The 23,623-nt window shown below is 60.5% G+C and carries 25 protein-coding genes; 20 read left to right on the forward strand and 5 right to left on the reverse strand.

Annotated features, from left to right (window positions below; all coding sequences use genetic code 11):
• Positions 1–12 precede the first annotated feature (12 nt).
• From OKC29_RS16130 to glmU, 12 genes are all read left to right on the forward strand, one after another.
• The gene (locus OKC29_RS16130; protein WP_011707916.1) at positions 13–816 is read left to right on the forward strand and encodes a ParA family protein; all 804 of its coding nucleotides are present in this window, start codon (positions 13–15) and stop codon (positions 814–816) included.
• The gene (locus tag OKC29_RS16135; protein ID WP_073348558.1) at positions 813–1,721 is read left to right on the forward strand and encodes a ParB/RepB/Spo0J family partition protein; all 909 of its coding nucleotides are present in this window, start codon (positions 813–815) and stop codon (positions 1,719–1,721) included. The genes OKC29_RS16130 and OKC29_RS16135 overlap by 4 nt, the downstream gene beginning before the upstream one ends.
• Positions 1,722–1,911: 190 nt before the next feature.
• Entirely contained in the window at positions 1,912–2,322 is a 411-nt protein-coding gene (locus OKC29_RS16140) for an ATP synthase subunit I (protein ID WP_162275557.1), read from the forward strand.
• 8 nt (positions 2,323–2,330) lie between these two features.
• On the forward strand, positions 2,331–3,113 hold the full coding sequence (gene atpB / locus OKC29_RS16145; RefSeq protein ID WP_011707913.1) for a F0F1 ATP synthase subunit A: 783 nt from the start codon (positions 2,331–2,333) through the stop codon (positions 3,111–3,113).
• Positions 3,114–3,171: 58 nt separating this feature from the next.
• The gene (atpE, locus tag OKC29_RS16150) at positions 3,172–3,414 is read left to right on the forward strand and encodes a F0F1 ATP synthase subunit C (RefSeq protein WP_005307205.1); all 243 of its coding nucleotides are present in this window, start codon (positions 3,172–3,174) and stop codon (positions 3,412–3,414) included.
• A 52-nt stretch (positions 3,415–3,466) separates the two neighbouring features.
• Positions 3,467–3,937 (forward strand): F0F1 ATP synthase subunit B, encoded by a 471-nt coding sequence (gene atpF / locus OKC29_RS16155; RefSeq protein ID WP_011707912.1) that lies wholly within the window; start codon positions 3,467–3,469, stop codon positions 3,935–3,937.
• Between the two features lie 13 nt (positions 3,938–3,950).
• Positions 3,951–4,484: a F0F1 ATP synthase subunit delta gene (gene atpH / locus OKC29_RS16160; protein ID WP_011707911.1), complete on the forward strand. Its 534-nt coding sequence runs from the start codon at positions 3,951–3,953 to the stop codon at positions 4,482–4,484.
• A gap of 15 nt (positions 4,485–4,499) precedes the next feature.
• The gene (gene atpA / locus OKC29_RS16165) at positions 4,500–6,041 is read left to right on the forward strand and encodes a F0F1 ATP synthase subunit alpha (protein ID WP_011707910.1); all 1,542 of its coding nucleotides are present in this window, start codon (positions 4,500–4,502) and stop codon (positions 6,039–6,041) included.
• 43 nt (positions 6,042–6,084) lie between these two features.
• On the forward strand, positions 6,085–6,951 hold the full coding sequence (gene atpG / locus OKC29_RS16170; protein WP_011707909.1) for a F0F1 ATP synthase subunit gamma: 867 nt from the start codon (positions 6,085–6,087) through the stop codon (positions 6,949–6,951).
• 33 nt (positions 6,952–6,984) lie between these two features.
• The gene (atpD, locus tag OKC29_RS16175; protein ID WP_005307215.1) at positions 6,985–8,373 is read left to right on the forward strand and encodes a F0F1 ATP synthase subunit beta; all 1,389 of its coding nucleotides are present in this window, start codon (positions 6,985–6,987) and stop codon (positions 8,371–8,373) included.
• Between the two features lie 18 nt (positions 8,374–8,391).
• Complete coding sequence (locus tag OKC29_RS16180; RefSeq protein WP_005307217.1) at positions 8,392–8,820, forward strand: F0F1 ATP synthase subunit epsilon; 429 nt, start codon at positions 8,392–8,394, stop codon at positions 8,818–8,820.
• Positions 8,821–8,914: 94 nt separating this feature from the next.
• A complete protein-coding gene (gene glmU, locus OKC29_RS16185; protein ID WP_073348559.1) occupies positions 8,915–10,276 on the forward strand; it encodes a bifunctional UDP-N-acetylglucosamine diphosphorylase/glucosamine-1-phosphate N-acetyltransferase GlmU in 1,362 nt (453 codons plus the stop codon).
• Between the two features lie 50 nt (positions 10,277–10,326).
• On the opposite strand, the gene creD is transcribed toward glmU, so the two are convergent.
• The 4 genes from creD to blrA all read right to left on the reverse strand — a co-directional run bounded on the left by creD (position 10,327) and on the right by blrA (position 14,807).
• Positions 10,327–11,688: a cell envelope integrity protein CreD gene (gene creD, locus OKC29_RS16190; protein ID WP_073348560.1), complete on the reverse strand. Its 1,362-nt coding sequence runs from the start codon at positions 11,686–11,688 to the stop codon at positions 10,327–10,329.
• Between the two features lie 118 nt (positions 11,689–11,806).
• Positions 11,807–12,601, reverse strand: coding sequence for an OXA-12 family class D beta-lactamase (gene blaOXA, locus OKC29_RS16195; protein WP_042066448.1), 795 nt, complete (start codon positions 12,599–12,601; stop codon positions 11,807–11,809).
• A 75-nt stretch (positions 12,602–12,676) separates the two neighbouring features.
• On the reverse strand, positions 12,677–14,098 hold the full coding sequence (gene blrB / locus OKC29_RS16200) for a beta-lactam sensor histidine kinase BlrB (protein WP_029302491.1): 1,422 nt from the start codon (positions 14,096–14,098) through the stop codon (positions 12,677–12,679).
• A gap of 34 nt (positions 14,099–14,132) precedes the next feature.
• Positions 14,133–14,807 (reverse strand): beta-lactam response regulator transcription factor BlrA, encoded by a 675-nt coding sequence (blrA, locus tag OKC29_RS16205; RefSeq protein WP_016352391.1) that lies wholly within the window; start codon positions 14,805–14,807, stop codon positions 14,133–14,135.
• A 123-nt stretch (positions 14,808–14,930) separates the two neighbouring features.
• On the opposite strand from blrA, the gene OKC29_RS16210 reads away from it, so the two are divergent.
• On the forward strand, positions 14,931–15,704 hold the full coding sequence (locus tag OKC29_RS16210; RefSeq protein ID WP_017410463.1) for a DeoR/GlpR family DNA-binding transcription regulator: 774 nt from the start codon (positions 14,931–14,933) through the stop codon (positions 15,702–15,704).
• Positions 15,705–15,759: 55 nt separating this feature from the next.
• Positions 15,760–17,592 (forward strand): glutamine--fructose-6-phosphate transaminase (isomerizing), encoded by a 1,833-nt coding sequence (gene glmS, locus OKC29_RS16215; RefSeq protein ID WP_017410462.1) that lies wholly within the window; start codon positions 15,760–15,762, stop codon positions 17,590–17,592.
• Between the two features lie 64 nt (positions 17,593–17,656).
• Here glmS and OKC29_RS16220 read toward each other — a convergent pair whose 3' ends face one another.
• A complete protein-coding gene (locus OKC29_RS16220) occupies positions 17,657–18,433 on the reverse strand; it encodes a helix-turn-helix transcriptional regulator (protein ID WP_016352388.1) in 777 nt (258 codons plus the stop codon).
• Between the two features lie 209 nt (positions 18,434–18,642).
• Here OKC29_RS16220 and OKC29_RS16225 point away from each other — a divergent pair, with 209 nt between their 5' ends.
• Genes OKC29_RS16225 through OKC29_RS16250 form a run of 6 tightly spaced genes read left to right on the forward strand, consistent with a single transcriptional unit; the run spans position 18,643 to position 23,473 of the window.
• Complete coding sequence (locus OKC29_RS16225) at positions 18,643–19,404, forward strand: DUF3450 domain-containing protein (protein WP_162275558.1); 762 nt, start codon at positions 18,643–18,645, stop codon at positions 19,402–19,404.
• On the forward strand, positions 19,401–20,708 hold the full coding sequence (locus tag OKC29_RS16230; RefSeq protein ID WP_073348561.1) for a MotA/TolQ/ExbB proton channel family protein: 1,308 nt from the start codon (positions 19,401–19,403) through the stop codon (positions 20,706–20,708). Before OKC29_RS16225 ends, OKC29_RS16230 begins: the two co-directional genes overlap by 4 nt.
• A complete protein-coding gene (locus tag OKC29_RS16235) occupies positions 20,705–21,235 on the forward strand; it encodes a MotA/TolQ/ExbB proton channel family protein (protein ID WP_005307253.1) in 531 nt (176 codons plus the stop codon). Before OKC29_RS16230 ends, OKC29_RS16235 begins: the two co-directional genes overlap by 4 nt.
• Entirely contained in the window at positions 21,232–21,633 is a 402-nt protein-coding gene (locus OKC29_RS16240; protein ID WP_011707897.1) for an ExbD/TolR family protein, read from the forward strand. Before OKC29_RS16235 ends, OKC29_RS16240 begins: the two co-directional genes overlap by 4 nt.
• Positions 21,630–22,292: an energy transducer TonB gene (locus tag OKC29_RS16245; RefSeq protein ID WP_017766612.1), complete on the forward strand. Its 663-nt coding sequence runs from the start codon at positions 21,630–21,632 to the stop codon at positions 22,290–22,292. The genes OKC29_RS16240 and OKC29_RS16245 overlap by 4 nt, the downstream gene beginning before the upstream one ends.
• 2 nt (positions 22,293–22,294) lie before the next feature.
• Complete coding sequence (locus OKC29_RS16250; protein WP_162275559.1) at positions 22,295–23,473, forward strand: hypothetical protein; 1,179 nt, start codon at positions 22,295–22,297, stop codon at positions 23,471–23,473.
• Positions 23,474–23,623: the final 150 nt, after the last annotated feature.

A 23,623-nucleotide genomic window follows, 5' to 3' on the forward strand; every position in this document is an offset into this window, starting at 1 on the left:
TTAGGGGACAGTGTGGGAAAAGTCATCGCCATAGCCAACCAGAAGGGTGGAGTGGGTAAAACCACCACCTGTGTGAACTTGGCCGCCTCCATGGCCGCTACCCGCCGCAAGGTGCTGGTGATCGATCTGGATCCGCAGGGCAATGCCACCATGGGCAGCGGTGTCGACAAGTACGACGTCGAGCGCACCGCCTATGAGCTGCTGATCGAGGACGCCCCTATCGGCGAGGTGATCATCCCCGAAACCTCCGGGGGCTATCACCTGATCGCCGCCAACGCCGACGTGACCGCAGCCGAAATCCGGCTGATGGAATTCTTCGCCCGCGAGATCCGCCTGCGCAATGCGCTGGCCTCGGTACGGGACAAATACGACTACGTCTTCATCGACTGCCCGCCTTCTCTCAACATGCTGACCGTCAACGCCATGGCCGCCGCCGACTCCGTGCTGGTGCCCATGCAGTGCGAATACTATGCGCTGGAAGGGCTCACCGCCCTGGTCGACACCATCAGCAAGCTGGCAGCCGTGGTCAATCCTGAGCTGAAGATCGAGGGGGTGCTGCGCACCATGTTCGATCACCGCAACCGGCTGGCCAATGATGTGTCCGATCAGCTTAAACAGCACTTCGGGGACAAGGTCTATCGCACCATCATTCCCCGCAACGTAAGACTGGCTGAGGCGCCGAGCTTCGGTGCGCCGGCCATGCACTATGACAAATCATCGGTGGGCGCCAAGGCCTATCTGGCTCTGGCTGGCGAGATCCTGCGCCGTCAGGAGCAGGAACGTCAGGTGACCATCGCAGACCGAGAGAGCATATGACGCCGAAAAAACGTGGGCTGGGCAAGGGGCTGGACGCTCTGCTCAGCACCAGCACGGCCGCGCGCCAGAAACAGGTGATGAGCGACCAGCGCACTGAGCAGGCCATGGCCCCGACCAACCAGGGCGAGCTGCGCAAGCTGCCGGTGGAGTGGCTGCAATCCGGCAAGTACCAGCCGCGCAAGGATATGTCGCAGGATGCGCTGGAAGATCTGGCCAACTCCATCCGTGCCCAGGGGGTGATCCAGCCCATCGTGGTGCGTCCGCTCGGCGAGCACTCCTTCGAAATCATCGCCGGTGAGCGGCGCTGGCGTGCGTCCCAGCTGGCCCGCCTCGAGGTGGTGCCCTGCTTGGTCAAGGACGTGCCTGACGAGGCGGCCGTCGCCATCGCGCTGATTGAGAACATCCAGCGCGAGGATCTCAATGCCATCGAAGAGGCGGTCGCCCTGCAGCGGCTGCTGACCGAATTCGAACTGACCCACCAGCAGGTGGCCGAGGCGGTGGGCAAGTCCCGCACCACGGTCACCAACCTGCTGCGCCTCAATCAGCTCAACGACGACGTGAAGCGCTTCGTCGAGCACGGCGACCTCGACATGGGTCATGCCCGCGCCCTGCTGGCACTGAGCGGCCAGGCCCAGTCCGAACTGGCGAAACTGGTGGCCCAGAAGGGGCTGACAGTGCGAGATACCGAGAAGCTGGTGCAAAAAGCGCTGGAACCGGCAAAAGCCAAGGTCGATCCCGTCCGTGATCCCCAGTTTGGTTATCTCGAGCGCCAGATTTCAGAAAAAATTGGCAATCAGGTACAACTTCAGCCGGGAAAACAGGATAGCGGTAAGTTAGTAATAAGTTACGAGAACTTGGCTGATTTGGACCGGGTATTGGGCTATTTTGGCCTGTCAGAAACGTGATTTTTACGCTTTTTGTAGTAATAAAACATCCATTCCTTTTGATATGAACATAACCTTAATTCTGTGCGGAAAGCCGCAAAAATTAAGGATTTTTGCCATGTTGCAATAGCTGTCTTCAAGGGTATAATTTGACCGGCTTTTTGGGCTGTAAACGCGGGGTCTTCGGATCCCGATTTTTTACAGTTCTGTAATGTTCAGGGGTAGGTTGGTGAAGCAGAAAATAGCCTTGGAAGGTTTAACGCTGGCCTTGGCTATGCTCGTTTGTCAGCTCGTCCTGATCCTGGCGATCAGTACCGTCTGGTTTTACCAGACCGGTGCGTTTGCCGGACGCTCCTCCCTCTTAGGGGGGGGCATGTACTGGGTTCCTCAAGCCCTGTTCACGCTCTGGGTTCTGCGCCGCAAGGTGACGAAGGAGAGTGTGGGCCTGGTTCTGCGGGACTTTTATGGTGGGGCAGGGATTAAGCTCATTACTACAACAGGACTTTTCGCCCTGATGTTTGGCGCCGGGATCGAGGTCGATACCGTCTCGTTCTTCGCCACTTATATCCTCGCCCTCGTTGTACAGTGGATAGTCTCATTCACGCTTAACAACCACTATTAGGAAAACTCATGTCTGCAACCGGAGAAGTCCTGACTCCTCAGGGATATATCTCCCACCATCTGACCCATCTGCAAGTCGGGTCTGGGTTCTGGACGGTGAATATCGATTCCATGATATTTTCCGTCTTGCTAGGCGCTCTGTTTATCTGGTCGTTCCGCCGTGTCGCCGTCAAGGCTACCAGCGGTGTGCCCGGCAAACTGCAGTGCTTTGTGGAGATGCTGGTCGAGTTTGTGAGTGGTAACGTCAAGGACATCTTTCACGGTCGTAACAAGGTCATCGCACCTTTGGGCCTGACAGTGTTCGTGTGGATCTTCCTGATGAACCTGATGGATCTGATCCCCGTTGACTTTATCCCCCACGCTGCACAGTTGATGGGTGTTCCCTATCTGCGTGTGGTTCCCTCTGCTGACGTTAACATCACCATGTCCATGGCTTTGGGCGTGTTCTTCTTGATCCTGTACTACAGCATCAAGGTCAAGGGTATCGGCGGGTTCGTGAAGGAGCTGACGCTTCAGCCTTTCAACCACCCGGCGGCCATCCCGGTTAACCTCATCCTGGAAACTGTTACGCTGATTTCCAAACCTGTTTCTCTGGGTCTTCGACTGTTCGGCAACATGTATGCTGGCGAACTGATCTTTATCCTGATTGCGGGTTTGCTACCCTGGTGGTCACAGTGGATCCTGTCCGTGCCTTGGGCAATTTTCCACATCCTGATCATCACTTTGCAGGCGTTTATCTTCATGGTGCTGACCATCGTCTATCTGTCGATGGCACAAGAAGACCATGGTTGATGCAACTCAAATAATCCTTTTTATACAATCAATTACATCTAAATAAATGGAGATCCTCATGGAAAACTTGAACATGGACCTGCTGTACATCGCTGCTGCAATGATGATGGGTCTGGCGGCTATCGGCGCGTCCATCGGTATCGGTATCCTGGGTGGCAAGTTCCTGGAAGGCGCTGCTCGTCAACCTGACCTGATCCCTGTTCTGCGTACCCAGTTCTTCATCGTGATGGGTCTGGTGGATGCGATCCCGATGATCGCCGTTGGTCTGGGTCTGTACGTGATGTTTGCGGTTGCTGGCTAAGTCTCAACGACTCCCGGACATAACCCATTAACTAACTAAGAGGACATAGGCTGTGAATATCAACGCCACCCTCCTCGGCCAAGCAATTGCTTTTTTCATCTTCGTAGTGTTTTGCATGAAGTACGTATGGCCGCCGCTGATGGCAGCCATCGAAGCCCGTCAGAAAGCCATTGCTGACGGTCTCTCTTCCGCGGAGCGTGCCAAGAAAGATCTGGATTTGGCCAAGGCCAACGCCACCGATCAGCTGAAAGAAGCCAAGCTCCAGGCTGCAGAAATCATTGAACAGGCTAACAAACGTAAAGCCCAGATCATTGATGAGGCTGCTGCCGGTGCCCACTCTGAGCGGGAAAAAATCCTGGCTCAGGGCCGTGCCGAGATCGAAGCTGAACGTCATCGTGCCAAAGAAGAACTGCGTAAGCAGGTTGCTGCTCTTGCCATTGCTGGTGCAGAGAAGATCCTGGCGCGTCAAATCGACCAGGCTGCCAACAGCGACATCGTCGACAAACTGGTAGCAGAACTGTAACGGGAACGGGGCTATGTCTGAACTGACTACAATCGCTCGCCCCTACGCCAAGGCTGCTTTCGAGTTTGCCGTTGAGCACAAGGCGGTTGACCAGTGGCTGGGGATGCTCGGCTTCGCTGCACAAGTAGCGGAGAACGAGACCATCCACAATCTGGTAAACGGCTCTGTGGCTGCTGAAGAACTGGCAAGTATCTTTGTCGGTATCTGCGGTGAGCAACTCGACGAGCATGGTCAGAACCTGATCCGGGTGATGGCTGAGAATGGTCGCTTGGGTGTGCTGCCGGCGGTCGTTGCTGAATTCGTCGCGTTCAAGGCTGAACTGGATAAAGAAGTTCAGGCTGACGTGATTTCGGCGATCGAACTGACCGACCAGCAGAAAGCCAATATTCAGGCTTCTCTGGAACAACGTCTCGCGCGCAAAGTGAAGCTGAATTGCAGCATGGATGCGTCCTTGATGGCCGGGGTGCTCATCAAGGCCGGTGATCTGGTTATCGACGGTACAGTCCGCGGTAAGCTGGATCGCATGGCTGACGCGCTGCAATCTTGATTGGGGTATTAGAGCATGCAACTGAATTCCACTGAAATCGCCGAGCTGATCAAGCAGCGCATTGCGCAGTTTGATATCAAGAGCGAAGCGCGTAACGAAGGTACCATCGTCTCTGTGAGCGACGGCATCATTCGTATTCACGGCCTGGCCGATGCCATGCAAGGTGAGATGATCGAGCTGCCGGGCAACCGCTACGCTCTGGCATTGAACCTGGAGCGTGACTCCGTCGGTGCGGTGATCATGGGTTCCTATGACGGTCTGTCAGAAGGAATGAAAGTAAAAGGGACTGGCCGCATTCTGGAAGTGCCGGTCGGTCGTGGTCTGTTGGGCCGGGTGTTGAACACCCTGGGTCAGCCGATCGATGGTAAAGGTCCAATCGACAACGATGGCTTCTCGCCGATCGAAGTGATTGCACCGGGCGTTATCGAGCGTAAGTCTGTTGACCAGCCGGTCCAGACCGGTCTGAAAGCCATCGATGCCATGATCCCTATCGGTCGTGGCCAGCGTGAGCTGATCATCGGTGACCGTCAGGTTGGTAAGACCGCCATCGCGATCGACACCATCATCAACCAGAAAGACTCCGGCATTAAGTGTGTCTACGTTGCGATTGGCCAGAAGGCCTCCACCATCGCCAACGTGGTTCGCAAGCTGGAAGAGCACGGCGCTCTGGCCAATACCATCGTGGTGGTTGCCTCTGCTTCCGAAGCTGCCGCTCTGCAGTACCTGGCTCCGTATGCCGGCTGCTCCATGGGTGAGTACTTCCGTGACCGCGGTGAAGACGCGCTGATCATCTATGATGACCTGTCCAAGCAGGCCGTAGCTTATCGCCAGATCTCCCTGCTGCTGCGCCGTCCGCCAGGACGTGAAGCCTACCCGGGTGACGTTTTCTATCTGCACTCCCGTCTGCTGGAGCGTGCTGCTCGCGTCAACGCCGAGTACGTAGAGAAGTTCACCAATGGTGCCGTGAAAGGCCAGACTGGTTCCCTGACCGCGCTGCCGATCATCGAAACCCAGGCGGGTGACGTATCTGCATTCGTACCGACCAACGTGATCTCCATCACCGATGGTCAGATCTTCCTGACCTCACAGCTGTTCAACTCCGGTATTCGTCCGGCGGTTGACCCGGGTATCTCCGTATCCCGTGTGGGCGGTGCCGCTCAGACCAAGATCGTCAAGAAGCTGTCCGGTGGTATCCGTACCGCGCTGGCCCAGTATCGCGAACTGGCGGCGTTCGCCCAGTTCTCTTCCGATCTGGACGACGCAACCCGCAAGCAGCTGGACCACGGTCAGAAAGTGACCGAGCTGATGAAGCAGAAACAGTACTCTCCGCTGAGCGTGGCTCACCAGTCTCTGGTGCTGTTCGCCGCGGAAAAAGGCTATCTCTCCGATGTCGAGCTGAACAAGATCGTCGACTTCGAAGCCGCTCTGCTCTCTTACGCCAATACCCAGCATGCTGAGCTGATGGCTGAAATCAATGCCAAGGCCGACTACAACGACGCGATCGTTGGCAAGCTGACTGCGTTGCTGGATGACTTCAAGGCAACCCAGACCTGGTAAGCGTGTGTGGCAGCGCGAGCTGCCACCTGATGGAGAGTAAGAGATGGCCGGCGCAAAAGAGATACGTAACAAGATCGGGAGTGTGAAAAACACTCAGAAGATCACCGGCGCTATGGAAATGGTGGCAGCAAGCAAGATGCGCCGTGCGCAAGATCGCATGTCTGCCAGCCGTCCGTACGCTGAAACCATGCGCAAGGTGATCGGCCATATCGCTCAGGGGAACTTGGAATACAAGCACCCCTACCTCATCGAACGTGAGGTCAAGCGAGTGGGTTACATCGTCGTCTCCACCGACCGTGGCCTGTGTGGCGGTTTGAACATCAACCTGTTCAAGGCTGCCCTCAATGATATGAAGCAATGGAGCGCGAAAGGAGCCAAGGTTGACCTGGCTCTGATCGGCAACAAGGCCTCCAACTTCTTTGAACGGCACGGCGCCAAGGTGAAAGCTCATGTCGCAGGACTGGGCGATAACCCGAGCGTCAATGACCTGATTGGTTCAGTCAAGGTCATGCTGAAGGCTTACGACAACGGTGAGATTGACAGGCTGTACCTGGTGTACAACAAGTTCGTCAACACCATGGTTCAGCAACCACGAGTCGATCAACTGCTGCCTTTGCCCGTAACTGAAGACAGCAAGCTCGCCAAGAAACACCACTGGGATTACCTCTATGAGCCGGATCCCAAGCAACTGCTGGATACCCTGCTGATTCGCTACGTCGAATCCCAGGTCTACCAGGGGGTAGTGGAAAACTTGGCAAGTGAACAGGCAGCCCGAATGGTTGCCATGCAAGCCGCGACTGACAACGCCGGTAACCTGATTAACGATCTGCAACTGGTATACAACAAGGCCCGTCAGGCCAGTATTACCCAGGAACTGACAGAGATCGTATCCGGTGCTGCTGCGGTGTAAGGCAAGGGTTATCAAAGGTTTAGAGGATTTGACATGAGTAACGGTTTCATCGTCCAAATCATCGGCGCTGTGGTGGACATCGAGTTCCCGCAAGATGCCGTGCCCCAGGTGTACGATGCACTGAAGGTTGTCAGCGAAGGTCAAGGCCAGGGTCTGGTGCTGGAAGTTCAGCAACAGATCGGTGGCGGCGTCGTTCGTTGCATCACCATGGGCTCCTCCGACGGTCTGCGTCGTGGGTTGGAAGTAGTGAATAGCGGTAAATCCATCCAGGTGCCGGTCGGTGTATCGACTCTGGGTCGGATCATGAACGTACTGGGCGATCCGATCGACGAAAAAGGTCCGATCGGTGAAGAAGAGCGTTGGTCCATCCACCGCGCGGCTCCCAGCTACGAAGATCAGTCCAACAGCAACGACCTGCTGGAGACCGGCATCAAGGTTATCGACCTGGTATGCCCGTTCGCCAAGGGTGGTAAGGTTGGTCTGTTCGGTGGTGCCGGTGTAGGCAAGACCGTCAATATGATGGAGCTGATCCGTAACATCGCGATCGAACACAGCGGTTACTCCGTGTTCGCCGGTGTAGGTGAGCGTACCCGTGAGGGTAACGACTTCTACCACGAGATGATGGAGTCCAACGTACTGGACAAAGTATCTCTGGTTTACGGTCAGATGAACGAGCCGCCCGGAAACCGTCTGCGCGTGGCGCTGACCGGCCTTACTATGGCCGAGAAGTTCCGTGACGAAGGTCGTGACGTGCTGTTCTTCGTGGACAACATCTACCGTTACACCCTGGCCGGTACTGAAGTATCCGCACTGCTGGGCCGTATGCCTTCCGCAGTAGGCTACCAGCCGACCCTGGCCGAGGAGATGGGTGTTCTGCAGGAACGTATCACCTCCACCAAGACTGGTTCCATCACCTCCGTACAGGCCGTTTACGTGCCTGCGGATGACTTGACCGACCCGTCTCCGGCGACCACCTTCGCCCACCTGGATGCGACCGTCGTACTGTCACGTCAGATCGCGGCACTGGGTATCTACCCGGCCGTTGACCCGCTGGACTCCACCTCCCGTCAGCTGGATCCGCTGGTGGTTGGCAAGGAGCACTACGAGACTGCTCGTGGCGTTCAGACCGTGCTGCAGCGCTACAAAGAGCTGAAGGACATCATCGCCATCCTGGGTATGGATGAACTGTCAGAAGAAGACAAACTGACCGTAGCCCGTGCCCGTAAGATCGAGCGTTTCCTGTCCCAGCCGTTCTTCGTGGCAGAAGTGTTTACCGGTTCCCCGGGCAAATACGTGCCGCTGAAAGAGACCATCCGTGGTTTCCAGGGCATCCTGAAAGGCGAGTACGACGATCTGCCGGAGCAGGCGTTTTACATGGTTGGCAGCATCGACGAAGTTGTCGAGAAAGCCAAGAAACTGTAAGCCTCGATAGGAGGGCCCATGGCAGAGATGATCTCCTTTCACCTGGACGTGGTGAGCGCTGAAGGAAAACTGTTTTCCGGTCGCGTGCAGTCCGCTCAGGTATCAGGCTCCGAAGGTGAGCTGGGTCTCCGCCACGGTCATGCTCCGTTGCTGACTGCCATCAAGCCGGGCCTGGTCCGCTTGGTGAAGCAGAATGGAACTGAAGAGGTGCTGTACATCTCCGGCGGTATGCTGGAAGTACAACCCGAAGCCGTGACCGTGCTGGCGGACACCGCGATTCGTGCCGACGATTTGGATGAGGCGAAAGCCCAGGAAGCCAAACGCGCGGCGGAAGAGCGGATCCACAGCTCCCATGGTGATATCGACTACGCCCAGGCCGCCACCGAGCTGGCCAAGGCGATGGCTCAACTGCGGGTCATCGATATCGTCAAAAAGAATTACCGTTAATAACGGTGAGGTAAAAAGCGACCTGCGGGTCGCTTTTTTTTTACTCGTTGGATAGACTCCGCCGAGTATTTCTTCATGTTCCAAAGGTCGAATTATGTCTCTCAACGTCGTGATCCTGGCTGCGGGTAAAGGTACCCGTATGCGCTCCTCCCTGCCCAAGGTGCTGCACCCGGTCGCCAACAAGCCGATGGTTTCCCATGTGATCGAGACTGCCCGCAAGGTCGGTGCCGAGCAGCTGCATCTGGTGTATGGCCACGGTGCCGAACTGCTGAAGGAGCGGATCCAGGCATCCGATCTGAACTGGGTGCTGCAGGCCCAGCAACTGGGTACCGGCCACGCCGTCGCCCAGGCCATCCCGTTCTGGCAGGACGAAGACGACGTGCTGGTGCTGTACGGCGACACCCCGCTGATCCAGCCGGAAACCCTGCAGCGGCTGCTGGCCGCCAAGGCCGACGACGGCATGGCACTGCTGACCGTGGTGCTGGACAACCCGACCGGCTATGGCCGCATCGTGCGCAGCAACGGCCAGGTGGTCGGCATCGTCGAGCAGAAGGATGCCAATGCCGAGCAGCTGGCGATCCGCGAAGTGAACACCGGCGTGCTGGTGGCCAACGGTGGCCAGCTGCGCAGCTGGCTGTCGCGTCTGGACAACAAGAATGCCCAGGGCGAGTTCTATCTGACTGACGTGATCGCCATGGCCCATGCCGACAACTGCCCCATCGCCGCAGTCCACCCGGACGACGCCATGGAAGTGGAAGGGGCCAACAACCGGGTACAGCTGGCCCAGCTCGAGCGCAGTTACCAGAAAATGCAGGCCGAGCGGCTGATGATCGCCGGCGCCACCCTGATCGACCCGGCTCGCTTCGATCTGCGCGGCACCCTGGAAATCGGGGAAGAGGTGGTGATCGACGTCAACGTCATCATCGAAGGCAAGGTGGTGCTGGGCAACCACGTCCGCATCGGGGCCGGCAGTGTGCTGAAGGATTGCGTGATCGGCGACCACACCGAGGTGAAACCCTACTCCGTCATCGAAGGGGCACAGATCGCCGATCAGTGCTCGGTCGGTCCCTTTACCCGGCTGCGCCCGGGCGCCGTGCTGGAGCAGGATGCCCACGTCGGCAACTTCGTCGAGATGAAGAAGGCCCGGCTGGGAGTTGGCTCCAAGTGCGGTCATCTGACCTATCTGGGGGATGCCGAAGTGGGTGCCAAGGTGAACATCGGGGCCGGTACCATCACCTGCAACTACGACGGGGTGAACAAGTTCCAGACCATCATCGAGGATGACGTCTTCGTCGGCTCCGATACCCAGCTGGTGGCGCCGGTGCGCATCGGCAAGGGGGCGACCCTGGGGGCCGGTTCCACCATCACCAAGGATGTGGCCGAGAACGAGCTGGTGATCACCCGGGTACCCCAGCGTCACATCCAGAACTGGGCTCGCCCGGTCAAGAAGAAGTGATGCCCGATCAATGAAATGCAAACCGGCGCCTGATGGCGCCGGTTTGCATTTCAGTTCTCCTGCCCGCTGGTGGGGGGCGTGGGGGCACTTCCCATCACCCGATACCAGTCCAGCTTGCGGGTCAGCACCATGACCAGCGCCAGGATGGCGAACAGCAGCAGGGCGCCGAGCAGCAGGGCTATCTCCTCGGCCTGCAGCAAGCCGAACAGGATGGCGTAGACCAGCCCGAGCAGCGCCGCGAAGCCGAGCCCCTGTTTGGGGCCGTCCAGCACATGGCTGAGGTAGAAGCCGTTGAGGGCCACGCTGGCCAGGGCGGCAATCAGATAGGCCCAGGCAAAGCCGAGGTGCTCGGTCAGGGCCAGCAGCACCAGATAGAAGATGGCCAGCCCCATGCCCACCAGCGCGTACTGGATCGGGTGCACCCGCAGCCCCTTGAGCAGCTCGAACATGAAGAAGCTGAGGAAGGTGAGGCCGATGAACAGCAGCGCATACTTGGCGGCCCGCTCGTTCTGCTGGTAGTGATCCACCGGCTGCACCAGGCTGACGCTGAAGGCGGGCAGATCGCCGCTGGCACCCTTCATCATCCGGTTGAAACGGCTCTCCATGTCGGTGGCGAACCAGCTGCTCTGCCAGCTGGCCTCGAAACCGCTGGCAGTGAGGGTGCGGCTGCCCGGCAGAAAGTCACCGATGAAGTTGGGGTGGGGCCAGTTGCTGGCGAGGTTGAGCCTGCTGTCCTGGCCGAGCGGTACCACTTCCAGCTGGTTCATCCCCTGCAGATCCAGCTCGATATGAAAGGCACCGTCTGCTCCCGGCAGGGTGGCAAGCGGTGCATGGATACCGGCCAGCCCGTCACCCAGCAGGGCGCCGGGAGCGAACGGGATGCGCTGTTCCCCCAGTTGCAGCTCAGGCACCCGGTTGATGCCGCGGGCATCGGACAGCACCAGACTCAGATAGGGTTTGCCTGACACCAGGGCGGGATCCGCGCCATCGACGGTCAGATCCGGCTCACCGCTGATCAGGGTTTTACCGTTCAGTTCGGCAGGCAGTCGCCCGGAGAGGGAGAGCCGGGTGTGATAGACCTGGGCCTGGTAGATGCCGAGCTTGCGCGGGGTCACCTCCATGCTGGCCTGCACATCCAGCTGTTCTGGCAGCAGGTAGCGATAGAGCTGCAGCTTGCGCTCGAAGCGCTTGCCATCCTGCTCCACCGTGACGGTGCGGGTATAAGGCTGCACCACGACCGGCCCCAGCAGTCGCTGCGGACCGCTGCTGCTGGCCATGATGCTGTGGATGGCCTGGCTGCGATAGGCCTGGCGCTCCCGGTTCAGCTCCATGATGGATTGCACCGGCACCATCAGCAGCAGGCTGAGCAACAGCAGCAGAAAGATCTTGTGGCTGAATATCTGTTTGACCATGACACGTCTCCTTGTTGATGGAGCCGAGTGTGGCGGTCGTGGGTGAAGGGGAGATGGGGCTGTGTGAAGCGGGGGTGAAGGGGGATAAAAAAACCGGCGCCTTGCGCCGGTCTGGGTATCACAGGGTTTTCAGTTTGGCAGGCAGGGCGGCCAGCACCTCTTCCTTGGCCTTGAGCGAGGCGAACTGCTTGCCGGGTTTCTGCACCACGGTATGGACGAAGATGAGCTGCTTGCCCGGCTTGCTGGCCCAGCCGACGAACCAGCCGATCTGCTGCTCCCGGTTGAGGCTGCCATCCAGCTTCTTCGGGTAGCCCATGCCGGTCTTGCCGTGGATCTGCCAGCCGTCGATTTCGCTCACCTTGAGGATGTTGGCGGTGTACTGCAGGGTCTGCGCCGACACCGGCAGCTTGCCGCTCACCATCTTGCCGAGGAAGCGGGCCTGCTCTTGTGGACTGATGGCGAGGCTGGAACTGAGCCAGGCCTGGGTCAGGCCGTCGTGCTTGCCAGGATTGCCGGAGAGATCCCGGTTGCCGTAGTCAAAACGGTCGACGTACTGCTGGAAGCGCTCCATCCCCAGCCATTCGGTGATCTGCTGGGAGAACCAGACCACCGAGTAGGTTTCCCAGCGGCGCGGGGTGGTTGTTTCCCGCCAGGCGGGCAGCCAGTCGTCGTAACCCGGCTTGAAAGGCAGTGCCGGGTGCTCTTCGTCCACCAGAAAGCCGCTGTCGTAGCCCATCAGCGCCAGCGGGATCTTGAAGGTGGACGCGGGTGGTAGCTGGCTTGAGCAATCCCCTTCGCTGGAGAGGGTCTGGCCGTTGCCGTCGGCATAGAGAAAGCAGCCGGTGGCGGCGCTGGCCGGCAGTGAGAACAGCAGGCCTGCGCCGAGCAGGCCGGATAACAGAAGGCGGGACATGGGGTCTCCTTGAGCACATTGAGTTCGCTGGGAAAACATCAGCATAGCGCCGCTTTATGTGGCCAGTGTGAAGTGTCAGCCCGCCGGCAACCAGAGCTCGGCCAGTACTCCGCCGTCAGGCTGGTTGGCGAGGGTCAGCCGGCCACCGTGCTGGCGCGCCACCTCGGTGGCGAAGCTGAGCCCGAGGCCGCTGCTCTTGCCCTTGTCGGGTCTGGGCAGCGAATAGAAGCGCTCGAAGATGCGTGGCAGGGCGTAGTCCGGAATGCCGGGCCCCTGATCCCGCACCCGGAAGCAGTAACCCCCCTCCTCCATGGCCCCGCTCAGCGCCAGGGTGCCGCCGATGGGAGAGAAGTCGAGGGCGTTGTCCAGCAGGTTGCCGAGTGCTTGTTCCACCAGCAGCGAGTCCCACTTCTGTTTCTGGGCCTCCCCCAATTCTGCGTGCAGGGTCACCTGGCGGCGCTGGGCCAGGATCTGGCGGGCATCGAGCACCCGTCTGCCCAGCCTGGCCGGCTCGACGGCCTGTCTGTCCAGCCCCTGCCCCGACTCCAGTTTGGCCAGCTGCAGCATGCGCTCGATCAGCTGCTGCATGCGGGCTGTCTCCAGATTGATGTTGCCGATAAAACGGGTAGCCACCTCGGGTGGCGGCGCCTCGGCCAGTATTTCCCCTGCCCCGCGAATGGCGGCCAGCGGGCTCTTGAGCTCGTGGGTCAGGCTGTGTACATAGGCTTCGATGTAGGCCTTGCCGTCCAGCTGGCGACGCATGGTTTCCAGGGAGCGGCCGAGCCGATCCAGTTCCGGGCTGTAGAGGCGTGGCAGGCTGGCGGGCTGACCCTGGCTGACCGCATCGGCGTAGTGCACCAGCTTGCCGATGGCGCGGTTGAGCCACCACACCAGCAGGGCGCCGATCAGCAGCGAGATGAACAGCAGCAGGGCCGCCCCCTGCAGCAACTGGTGTTCGCTGCGCTCTATCATGGGCAGCAGGGTGCGGTTGGGCTTGGCGACGGTGAGGGAGCCGAGGATGTCGTCCCCCTCCCGCAGCGGCGCGGCCACGTGCATCACCGAACTGGCGGGATCGTCGGGGTCGCTGCGGGTGCTGCGGGCGCCGTATTCGCCGCGCAGGGTGCGATAGACATCGTTCCAGCGTGAATAGTCCTTGCCCAGATCCACCCCGTCCGAGTCGTACACCACCTTGCCCCATCGATCGACCACATAGATGCGGTACTCCGCCTGCTGTTTGAGGTGGCCGTCGATCAGGGCGTTGATGGGGCTCTGGTTGAGGCGGGCGAAGGCGCTGGCCAGCCGGCCATCCGCCATCTTGCCTTCCTGCAGGTCATCCAGCGCCAGCGGTGCCAGCATCTGGGCCATGTCCACCAGAGTATCTTCGGTGGCGCTGCGCACCCCGGGTTTGATCTCCTCGACGAAGATCTCCAGCACGAACCAGGCGGCCAGCGCGAAGATCAGCACCAGCCCGCACAGCAGTTGCAGCCCGATCCTCATGGCGTCCTCCGGCCGGTGCCAAACCACCCTCTGTTCATGCCAGCTCCAGGCTGTAGCCCAGCCCACGATGGGTCAGGATCAGGTTGGCGTGGGGATCCCGCTCCCGCAGCTTGGCGCGGATGGTCTTGATGTGGGTGTCCACGGTGCGATCCAGGCTCTCCTCCGCCCCGCTCCACACCAGATCCATCAGCTGCTGGCGGGAGTAGACCCGGCCCGGCGCCTGCATCAGGGTCTTGAGCAGCAGGTATTCGTAACGGGTGAGCGCCAGCGGCTGGCCGTGAAAGCTGATGCGGGCCCGCTCCTCGTCCAGCGCCAGCAACTGGCTCGGTGGGGGCGTGGCCGGCTGGCTGCGGCGCAGGATGACCCGCACCCGGGCGCACACCTCCCGTGGCGAGAAGGGCTTGGCCACATAGTCGTCGGCGCCGATCTCCAGTCCGATCAGCCTGTCTATCTCTTCGCTGCGGGCGGTGAGAAACATCAGCGGGGTATCGCACAGCGCCCGAACCTGCTTGCACAACTCGAAACCGCTGATGTCCGGCAGCCCCACATCCAGGATCAGAAAGTCGGGGCGCGTCTGTTCCAGTCGTGCCAGCAGCGGCTGGCCGAGGGAAAACCACTCCACCTCGAAACCGTCGGTCTGCAGCGCGTAAATCAGGGTGTCGGCGATGCTGGCTTCATCTTCCACCAGCCAGATGGTTCGTTTTTGCATGGCATCCTCGTCGCAAATCAGCAGCCCCATTCTGGCATCGAACCAAATCGGATCCTATTTGCCGTTTGATTTTTTCAAAAAAGGTATTAATATTTCGCCATTCTTTCGAATCGAAACTTAAAGATGACCAAACGTAATACTCAGCAGCGCCGTCACACCATAGTGAGCCTGGTGCAGGAGCAGGGTGAAGTGAGCGTCGATGCCCTGGCCAAACACTTCGCCACCTCCGAAGTGACCATCCGCAAAGATCTGGCGGTACTGGAGACCGGTGGCCTGCTGCTGCGCCGTTACGGCGGTGCCGTTCCCCTGCCCTCCGAGATGGTGGTGGAGAGCAATCCCGAGCAAGTTTCGAAACGAAAGCTGGCGATCGCCCGCGCCGCCGCCGAACGGATCCGTGATCACAATCGCGTCATCATCGACAGTGGCAGTACCACCAGCGCCATGATCCCCATGCTGGGCAACAAGCGCGGCCTCATCGTGATGACCAACTCCCTCAACGTGGCCGGCGCCCTGCGCGAACTGGAAAACGAACCCACCCTGCTGATGACCGGCGGCACCTGGGATCCCCACTCCGAATCCTTTCAGGGGCAGGTGGCCGAGCAGGTGCTGCGCTCCTATGACTTCGACCAGCTGTTCATCGGCGCCGACGGCATCGACCCGGAACGCGGTACCACCACCTTCAACGAGCTGGTGGGCCTCTCCCGGGTCATGGCCGAAGTGTCGCGGGAGGTCATCGTCATGGTGGAGTCGGAGAAGATCGGCCGCAAGATCCCCAATCTCGAACTGCCCTGGTCTGGCATCCATACCCTGGTGACCGACGAGGGGCTGGCCAGTGCGGCCAGAGAACAGATCCAGGCCAGGGGGATCCAGCTGATTTGCGCCCCCGTGGCCGTTTGACCTGAACAAACCAATATCCAACCGAATTAACGTCTTACGTCTCAAGGAGAAGTGTATGTGTGGCATCGTCGGGGCCGTCGCCCAACGTGATGTGGCTGAAATCCTGGTAGAGGGCCTGCGCCGTCTGGAATACCGTGGCTACGATTCGGCCGGTGTGGCCGTGTTCAGCGCCAACCAGCCGCTGCAGCGGGTGCGTCGGCTGGGCAAGGTGGCCGAGCTGGCCAAGGCGCTGGAAGAGCAGTCCGTCCACGGTGGTACCGGCATTGCCCACACCCGCTGGGCTACCCATGGCGAGCCGTCCGAGCGCAACGCTCACCCCCACGTCTCCGAGCATATCGTGGTGGTGCACAACGGCATCATCGAAAATCACGAAGAGTTGCGTGAAGAGCTCAAGGCGCTGGGCTATGTATTCAGCTCCGACACCGATACCGAGGTGATCGCCCACCTGGTGCACCACGAGCTGAAATCCGCCCCCAGCCTGCTGGCGGCCATGCAGGTCGCGGTGAAGCAGCTGCGCGGCGCCTACGGTACAGTGGTGATGGACAGCCGTGATGACAGCCGCGTGGTGGTGGCCCGCTCCGGCTCCCCGCTGGTGATCGGTCGCGGTATCGGCGAGAACTTCATCGCCTCCGACCAGATGGCATTGCTGCCGGTGACCCGTCGCTTCATCTTCCTGGAAGAGGGTGACGTGGCCGAAGTGACCCGCCGCGACGTACACATCTTCGATACCCACGGCGAGGCCGTGGTGCGCGAGGAGCTGGAATCCGAGCTCTCCCACGATGCCGGTGACAAGGGTGAATACCGTCACTACATGCTCAAGGAGATCTACGAGCAGCCCAAGGCCATCACCAATACCCTGGAAGGTCGTCTGGGTTCGGATCACGTGGTGGTTGAGTCGTTCGGCAACGGCGCCCGCGCCATCTTCGACAAGGTCGAGCATGTCCAGATCGTCGCCTGCGGCACCTCCTACAACTCAGGCATGGTGGCGCGCTACTGGTTTGAAGAGATCGCCGGCGTCTCCTGCGACGTGGAGATCGCCTCCGAGTTCCGCTACCGCAAGTCGGTGGTGCGCCCCAACAGCCTGCTGGTGACCCTCTCCCAGAGCGGCGAGACTGCCGACACCCTGGCTGCTCTGCGGCTGGCCAAGGAGTCCGGCTACATGAGCTCGCTGGCCATCTGCAACGTGCCGGGCTCTTCCCTGGTGCGTGAATCGGATCTGGCTTTCATGACCCGCGCCGGGGCAGAAATCGGAGTGGCCTCCACCAAGGCGTTCACCACCCAGCTGGCCGGTCTGCTGATGCTGGTGGCCTCGGTCGGTCACTGCCGTGGCAACTTGAGTGCCGCCGCCGAGGCCGAACTGGTCAAGGCGCTGCAAGCCCTACCGCTGCGTATTAAAGAGAGCTTGGCGCTGGCCAAGGATATCGAAGCCCTGGCCGAAGAATTTGCCGACAAGCACCACAGCCTGTTCCTCGGCCGTGGCAGCCAGTACCCCATCGCCATGGAAGGGGCACTGAAGCTCAAAGAGATCTCCTACATCCACGCCGAGGCCTATGCCGCTGGTGAGCTCAAGCACGGCCCGCTGGCGCTGATCGATGCCGAGATGCCCATCATCGTCGTGGCGCCGAACAACGATCTGCTGGAGAAGCTCAAGTCCAACGTGGAAGAGGTGCGCGCCCGTGGGGGTATCCTCTACGTGTTCGCCGATGCCGATGCCGGCTTCAAGAGCGACGAGACCATGCGGGTGATGAGCCTGAACCACGTGGAAGAGATGATCGCGCCGATCGTCTATACCGTGCCGCTGCAGCTGCTCTCCTACCACGTTGCCCTCATCAAGGGCACCGACGTGGATCAGCCGCGCAACCTGGCAAAATCCGTGACCGTGGAATAAGCCGTCGCCGGAAATGAAAAAGAGCCGCATTGCGGCTCTTTTTGTTTGTCTGGCTCGGTGGCCGTTATGACAGTCGCAGGTTGGTGATGGTCACGTCGTCCAGCGAGGGCACTATGATGCCGCTGGAGATGCTCTTGGCGATCGCCTGGTTGCGGTTCTTCGAGTCGGTCTTGTTGGTGACCTGATTGAGGTGGAAGTTCACGGTCCGCTCGCTGATGCCGAGGATGGTGGCGATCTCCCAGGAGGTCTTGCCCTCGCTGGCCCAGAACAGGCACTCCTTCTCCCGATCCGACAGCTCGGTCAGGTACTTCATCAGATCCGGCCTGCTCTTTATCAGCTGCAGTGCCGAGTTGAAGATGTAGCTGGCGCAAAACGACAGCAAGGGAACGTTTTCAAACATCAGATCGGAATTGGATTTCTCCTTGCTGATGAAGGAGAGGATGCCGTGTTCCCCCTGCGGCGTGTGCAGCGGGAAGGAGACACCGTTTCTCACCCCGAAGTCGGCGGCCAGGTTCATCACCTCCCGGCTGGCGCTGGGCAGCCAGGGAGAGTCGCAGTCGAGCTTGTTCCAGAAGATGGGCTGGGTCTGCTTCAGCCCCAGGAAGACGACCGGGTCCTGAGTCAGATAGTGCCGCTCTGAATAGGCATCGAACCAGCTGGTGGGGCAGTTGTTGAACAACGCCACATGGGATTTCTGCATGCTGATGGGGAAAATAATCAGCAAACGGAAGTAATCAAAGCCCATCTGATGACTGAAGCGCTCCAGCTGCTGCTGGATGTCGCTGGTCTTCTTGGCCTTGGTGAACCGATCGATGTGTTCCCAGATCGCATCGTTGAACATGAACTTCTCCTTTTTCGATCTCTATCACATTGATCGAAAAGATATTTTTTATTTATTAATTTGGTGTGGTGAGAACCAACGCCAGTGACTCCCGTGCTTGCTTAAAAATTATCCTGTTTTTTCGGCCGAAGGCCAACAAAATCATCTGATTGCCACTGCCCCTACTCTTTGAGACAATGAGAATAGTTATCATTGTTAAGATTTATATCATGAATAAGTTTTGGGGTTTGACCTTGTTGCCACTGTCAGTCCACTTTGCTGCTGGCGCCGACGAGCTGGTCGCACCGGCACTGAAAAACAGCATCGCCGCCGGGAAAGCCTCCCAGCAGCGCGTGGAAAAAGCCGCCGATGCGGCCGTTGCCGCCCGGCTGGAGCTGCAAAATGCCCAGCTGCAACTGCGTGATCTGGAAGCCTACAACCGCTACATGCAGTCTCTGGTGGCCGATCAGCAAAATGAGCTGGGCAAACTGAATCAGCAGCTGGAGGCGGTACAGGAGACCCGGCAGGGCCTGATCCCGCTGATGCTGCAGATGCAGGCCGATCTGGAGCAGCTGGTGCAAAACGACATGCCGCTGCGCAAGGAGGACCGCCTGGCGCGGGTTGAACAGTTGAAAGCGACCCTGGCCCGAGCCGACGTGAGTGAGGCGGAGAAGTTCCACCAGCTGCTGCAGGCCTACCAGATCGAAGCCGAATACGGCAGTCGGTTGGATAGCTACTCTACCGAGCTGACGCTGGACGGCGCACCGCGCCGGGTCGACGTGCTGGCGGTGGGCCGGGTCTCCCTGCTGGCGATGACTGCCGATCGCTCCCAGGCGTGGCGCTGGTCTGCGCAGAGCAAGCAGTGGCAGGCTCTCGACAGTCAGTGGCTCTCTCCCATCGCCGAGGCGCTGGAGATGGCTGCCGACAAGAAGGCCCCCCAGTTGTTGAATGTCCCCCTTTCCGTCAGCCGTGGTCAGGAGGCCCAGTCATGAGCATCACCATGAAGTGGTTCCCCCTCGCCATTGCCCTCTCTCTGGGCACCACCACTGCCGTTGCCGATGAAGCCTGGCAGCAGCAGGAGCAGGCCCGTGAACAGCAGGCCCAGCAGGATCTGGCGTCTGTCTCCAAGGAGCTGAACAGTGCCCGTGCTAAACTGGCCGAGGCCCAGCGCCTGAGCAAAGAGCTGGCCAGTCAGTTCGCGGCCAATGAAAAGCAGCTGGTGGAGCTCAATGCCCAGTGGGAGCAGGCCTCCGGCGACATGAACGAGATCTTCGCGGTGACCCGCCAGGGGGCCAGCGATGCGGTCAAGCTGCTGAGCGAATCCGCCGTCGAGGGCCAGTACCCCGAGCGCCTCGCCCCGCTCAAGGCCATGGCGCAGGAGAAGCAGGTACCGGATCGCGCCGCCCTCGCCCTGCTGCCCGCCACCCTGCTGCAAGAGATCCGTGAATCGGGCCGGGTTGCCCAGTTCACCGGCAAGGTGCTCGATGCCCAGGGGGCTGCCAGCGAGCAGTCGCTGACCCGGGTCGGCAGCTTCGCCCTGCTGGGTAGTGAAGGCTTCCTGCAACCCACTGCCGAAGGCCTGAGCCCGGTGCTGGGTCTGCCCGGCAGCGTGCTCTCCGCGGCGGCCGCCTATCAGGGCCAGGAGGGGGAAGCGCTGCCGCTGGATCCCTCCCACGGCACCCTGCTGGAGATGCTGGCGCAGGCCCCTACCTTCTGGCAGCAAGTCCAGCAGGGCGGTCAGGTCGGCGCCATTATCGTGCTGTTGGCCGCCATCGGCCTGGGGATCGCCGGGGTACGGTTGTGGAGCCTCTCCCGCGAGCTGGGTCGGGTTCGTCGCCAGCTCAAGAGCGGCGAGTACCATGCCGACAACGCCCTCGGCCGGGTGCTGACGGTGGCTGACAAGCATCCCGAGCTGAGCATGGAGACCCTCGAACTGCGTCTCGATGAGGCGATCCTGCAGGAGACCCCTCGCATGGAGCGCGGCATCGGCATGGTCAAGGTGATCGCGGCCATCGCCCCCATGCTGGGCCTGCTCGGCACCGTGACCGGGATGATCGGCACCTTCCAGGCCATCACCCAGTTCGGCACCGGCGATCCCAAGATCATGGCGGGCGGCATCTCCATGGCGCTGGTCACCACGGTACAGGGTCTGGTGGCAGCCATTCCGCTGATCCTGGCCCACAGCCTGCTGCAATCCCGCTTCACCGAACTCTCCAACGTGCTGGAGCAGCAGGTGGCCGGCATTCTGGCCGAGCGGGCCGAAAGCAACCGTGACGGGATGGAGCGGGCGGCATGATGCTCGACATCTGGCAACAGCTGCAGAGCTTCATGGGCCGTGGCGGCCCTGTGCTCTGGGTCATTCTGGCCCTGCTGGTGCTGATGTGGATTCTGATGATCGAGCGGCTGCTCTACCTCAACCTGGGGTTTGCCCCGCTGCAGCGTCAGCTGCTTGGCCGTTGGCAGGCCCGTAGTGAGCGCCACAGCTGGCACGCTCGGGCGATCCGCGGGCGCTGGCTGGCGGAGGCCGAGCTGGAGCTCAACCGTCATCTGATCTTCATCCGCACCCTGGTGGTGCTCTGCCCCATGCTGGGGCTGCTGGGTACCGTGACCGGCATGATAGGCGTATTCGATGCGTTGGCCGCGGCCAACCGCTTTAACCCGGAGAGCATGGCGGGCGGGATCTCCCGCGCCACCATACCCACCATGGCTGGCATGGTGGTCGCGCTCTCCGGCGTGTTGTTACTCAGCCGGCTCGAGAGCCAGGCCAAGCGTGCGCTGGCCAAGACCCGGGACGGCCTGCGAGAAGAGAAGGTAATGCAATGAGACGGCAATCCAAACGCCAGCGTGACGAAGTGCAGATCGACATGACCCCCATGCTGGATATCGTGTTCATCATGCTGATCTTCTTTATTGTCACCACCTCCTTTGTGCGCGAAGCCGGGCTCGAGGTGCACAGGCCACAGGCCAGCCAGGCCAAGGCGCAGAAGTCCTCCAGCATCATGCTGGCGATCGGCGCCCAGGGGCAGATCTTCCTCGACCGCAAGCAGATCGACGTGGAGCGGGTGCAGGCCAGCGTCGCCCGCCTGCTGGCGGAACAGCCCGATGCCAGTTTGGTGATCCAGGCCGACGAGCGGGTACCCCACGGCAAGGTGGTGCGGGTGATGGATGAAGCCAAGGCGGCAGGCATTGCCAACATCGCCGTGGCGGTGGCACCGAAATGAAATACAAGCTGATGAGCCTGGGACTGGGGATTGCCCTCAGTCTGGGGATCCTGCTGTTCATGGCCACCCTGGTGGAGCCGCCCAGAGGGGAGAAGGCGAGCGCCGAGCAGAAATCCATCGTCATCAACATGCAGAACGAAGTGACCGAGGTGCAGGTGCGCGAGCGCCCGGTACCCCAGGAGCCGGAACCCTTGCCGGAGCCGCCTGCCGCGCTGGCCTCGACGCCGCTGCCTATGCCTGCGGCAGCCCCGCTGCCCTCGGTGCAGCCGAGCCTGGATCTGGTCTCCAGCCTCAGTGCGGTGCAGGTCTATGCCCCTGGCGTCGCGACCAGCCCCAACCCGGTCGCGAGCGGCAACTTCCATGGCCAGCAACAGGGGGCCGGGATTGGCGCCGGTGACATGTTGATGCCGCTGCAGCGGATCGAGCCTGTCTATCCCTATCGGGCCCAGCAGGCCGGCATCGAAGGGTCGGTGACCTTGCGTTTCAGCGTCGATGCCGACGGCCGAGTGCAGGATGTGGAAGTGGTCGAGGCCAAGCCGAAGCGTCAGTTCGAGCGGGCGGCCATTCAGGCGATCAACAAGTGGCGCTACCAGCCGAGACCGGGCGCCACCGACAAGCTGGTGCAAGTCATCACGCTCAAATTCAAACTGGAGTCATAACTATGTTGCGGATCTGGATCTGTGTGCTGGCCCTGGTCAGCCAAGCCTGTCTGGCGATGGAGGTGAGCCCTCATTTCTCCCGCCAGCTGGAGCCAGTGATGAAGCTCTATCAGTCCGGCCAGTGGCAACAGGCCCAGAGCAAGGCATCCGGCCTCAAACCAAATAGCGAGGCAGAGCGTGCCTGGCTGGCTCAGTTGCAGGCATCCCTGGCCGCCAACCTGCAGCAGACCGCGCAGGCGAGCCGCTACGTGGAGCAGGCGCTGGCTTATAAAGAGTGGCCCGAGCAACAACAGCTGCAACTGCTGCGGCTGCGCGGTGACATCCAGGCCCAGCAATCCAACTGGGCCGGCGCCATCGCCAGTTACAAGGCCGCATTGGCCATCAAGGCTGACGATGCCTTGCGCCTGCGTCTGGCCGGCCTCTATTACCACAACAAGCAGTACGGTGAGGCGGCCAGCCAGAGTGAACAGCTGTTGAAGAAGAGTTGGCAGAAGCAGGCTGCGATCATCCGTCTCTCGGCCCTCACCGCGCTGCAGCGCTACGGTGTGGCGGCCGATCAGGCCGCAGAGCTGATCCGCCACGAGCCGACAGAGAGCAAGTGGTGGCAGCAGGCGGTGTCGCTCAACCTCTCCGCCAAGCGCGGCGATCAGGCGCTGGCGCTGCTGCAAACCGCCATCGACAGGAAGTTGATGGATGATGCCGCCGCCCGCAACCAGCTGATCCGTCTTTATGCTTGGCAGGGACTGCCCTATCGCGGTGCCCGTCTGCTGGAAACGGCCATGGCGAAAGGACAGATGAAACAGAGCGCCGACAATCGCCAATTGCTGGCTCAATTGTGGGAAGGTGCGCGTGAGTGGCCGAAGGCCGTCGATAGCTGGCAGATGCTCGCCCGCGAACATGCCCATCCCAAGGCGGCCATGCGCGCCGCCGAGCTGCTGTTGCAACAAGGCAGAACCGATGCGGCCATGACCCAGCTCGTGGCCATCAAGTCGGTGAAAGGTGAGCAAGGCAATCGCGCCAAGGCGCTGCTGGTACAGGCACACCTCAATAAAGAGCAGTATGCCCAGGCGCTGGAGCTGGCCCGTGAACTGCAGCAACAGGATAACTGGCAGCAGCGGGCGACCAGCTGGGTCAACTATATCCAGGCGCAAAGCGAAGAATTGAGCAAAAAAGCGGCGTGAAAGCAGGCTGAAGCCCTTGTTTTAGAGGCTTCAGCCTGCTTTTTCAGCAAACGAACGCATTTTTGCAAAAAGCCCTTGTCATCGCGGCGCGGCTCCCTATAATGCGCCCCTACCAGCACGGCGGAACACGCCAACCTGATGAGCCAGCTT

Origin of the sequence: Aeromonas sp. QDB34 (genome assembly GCF_027705405.1) — a bacterium.
Classification (GTDB): domain Bacteria; phylum Pseudomonadota; class Gammaproteobacteria; order Enterobacterales; family Aeromonadaceae; genus Aeromonas; species Aeromonas hydrophila.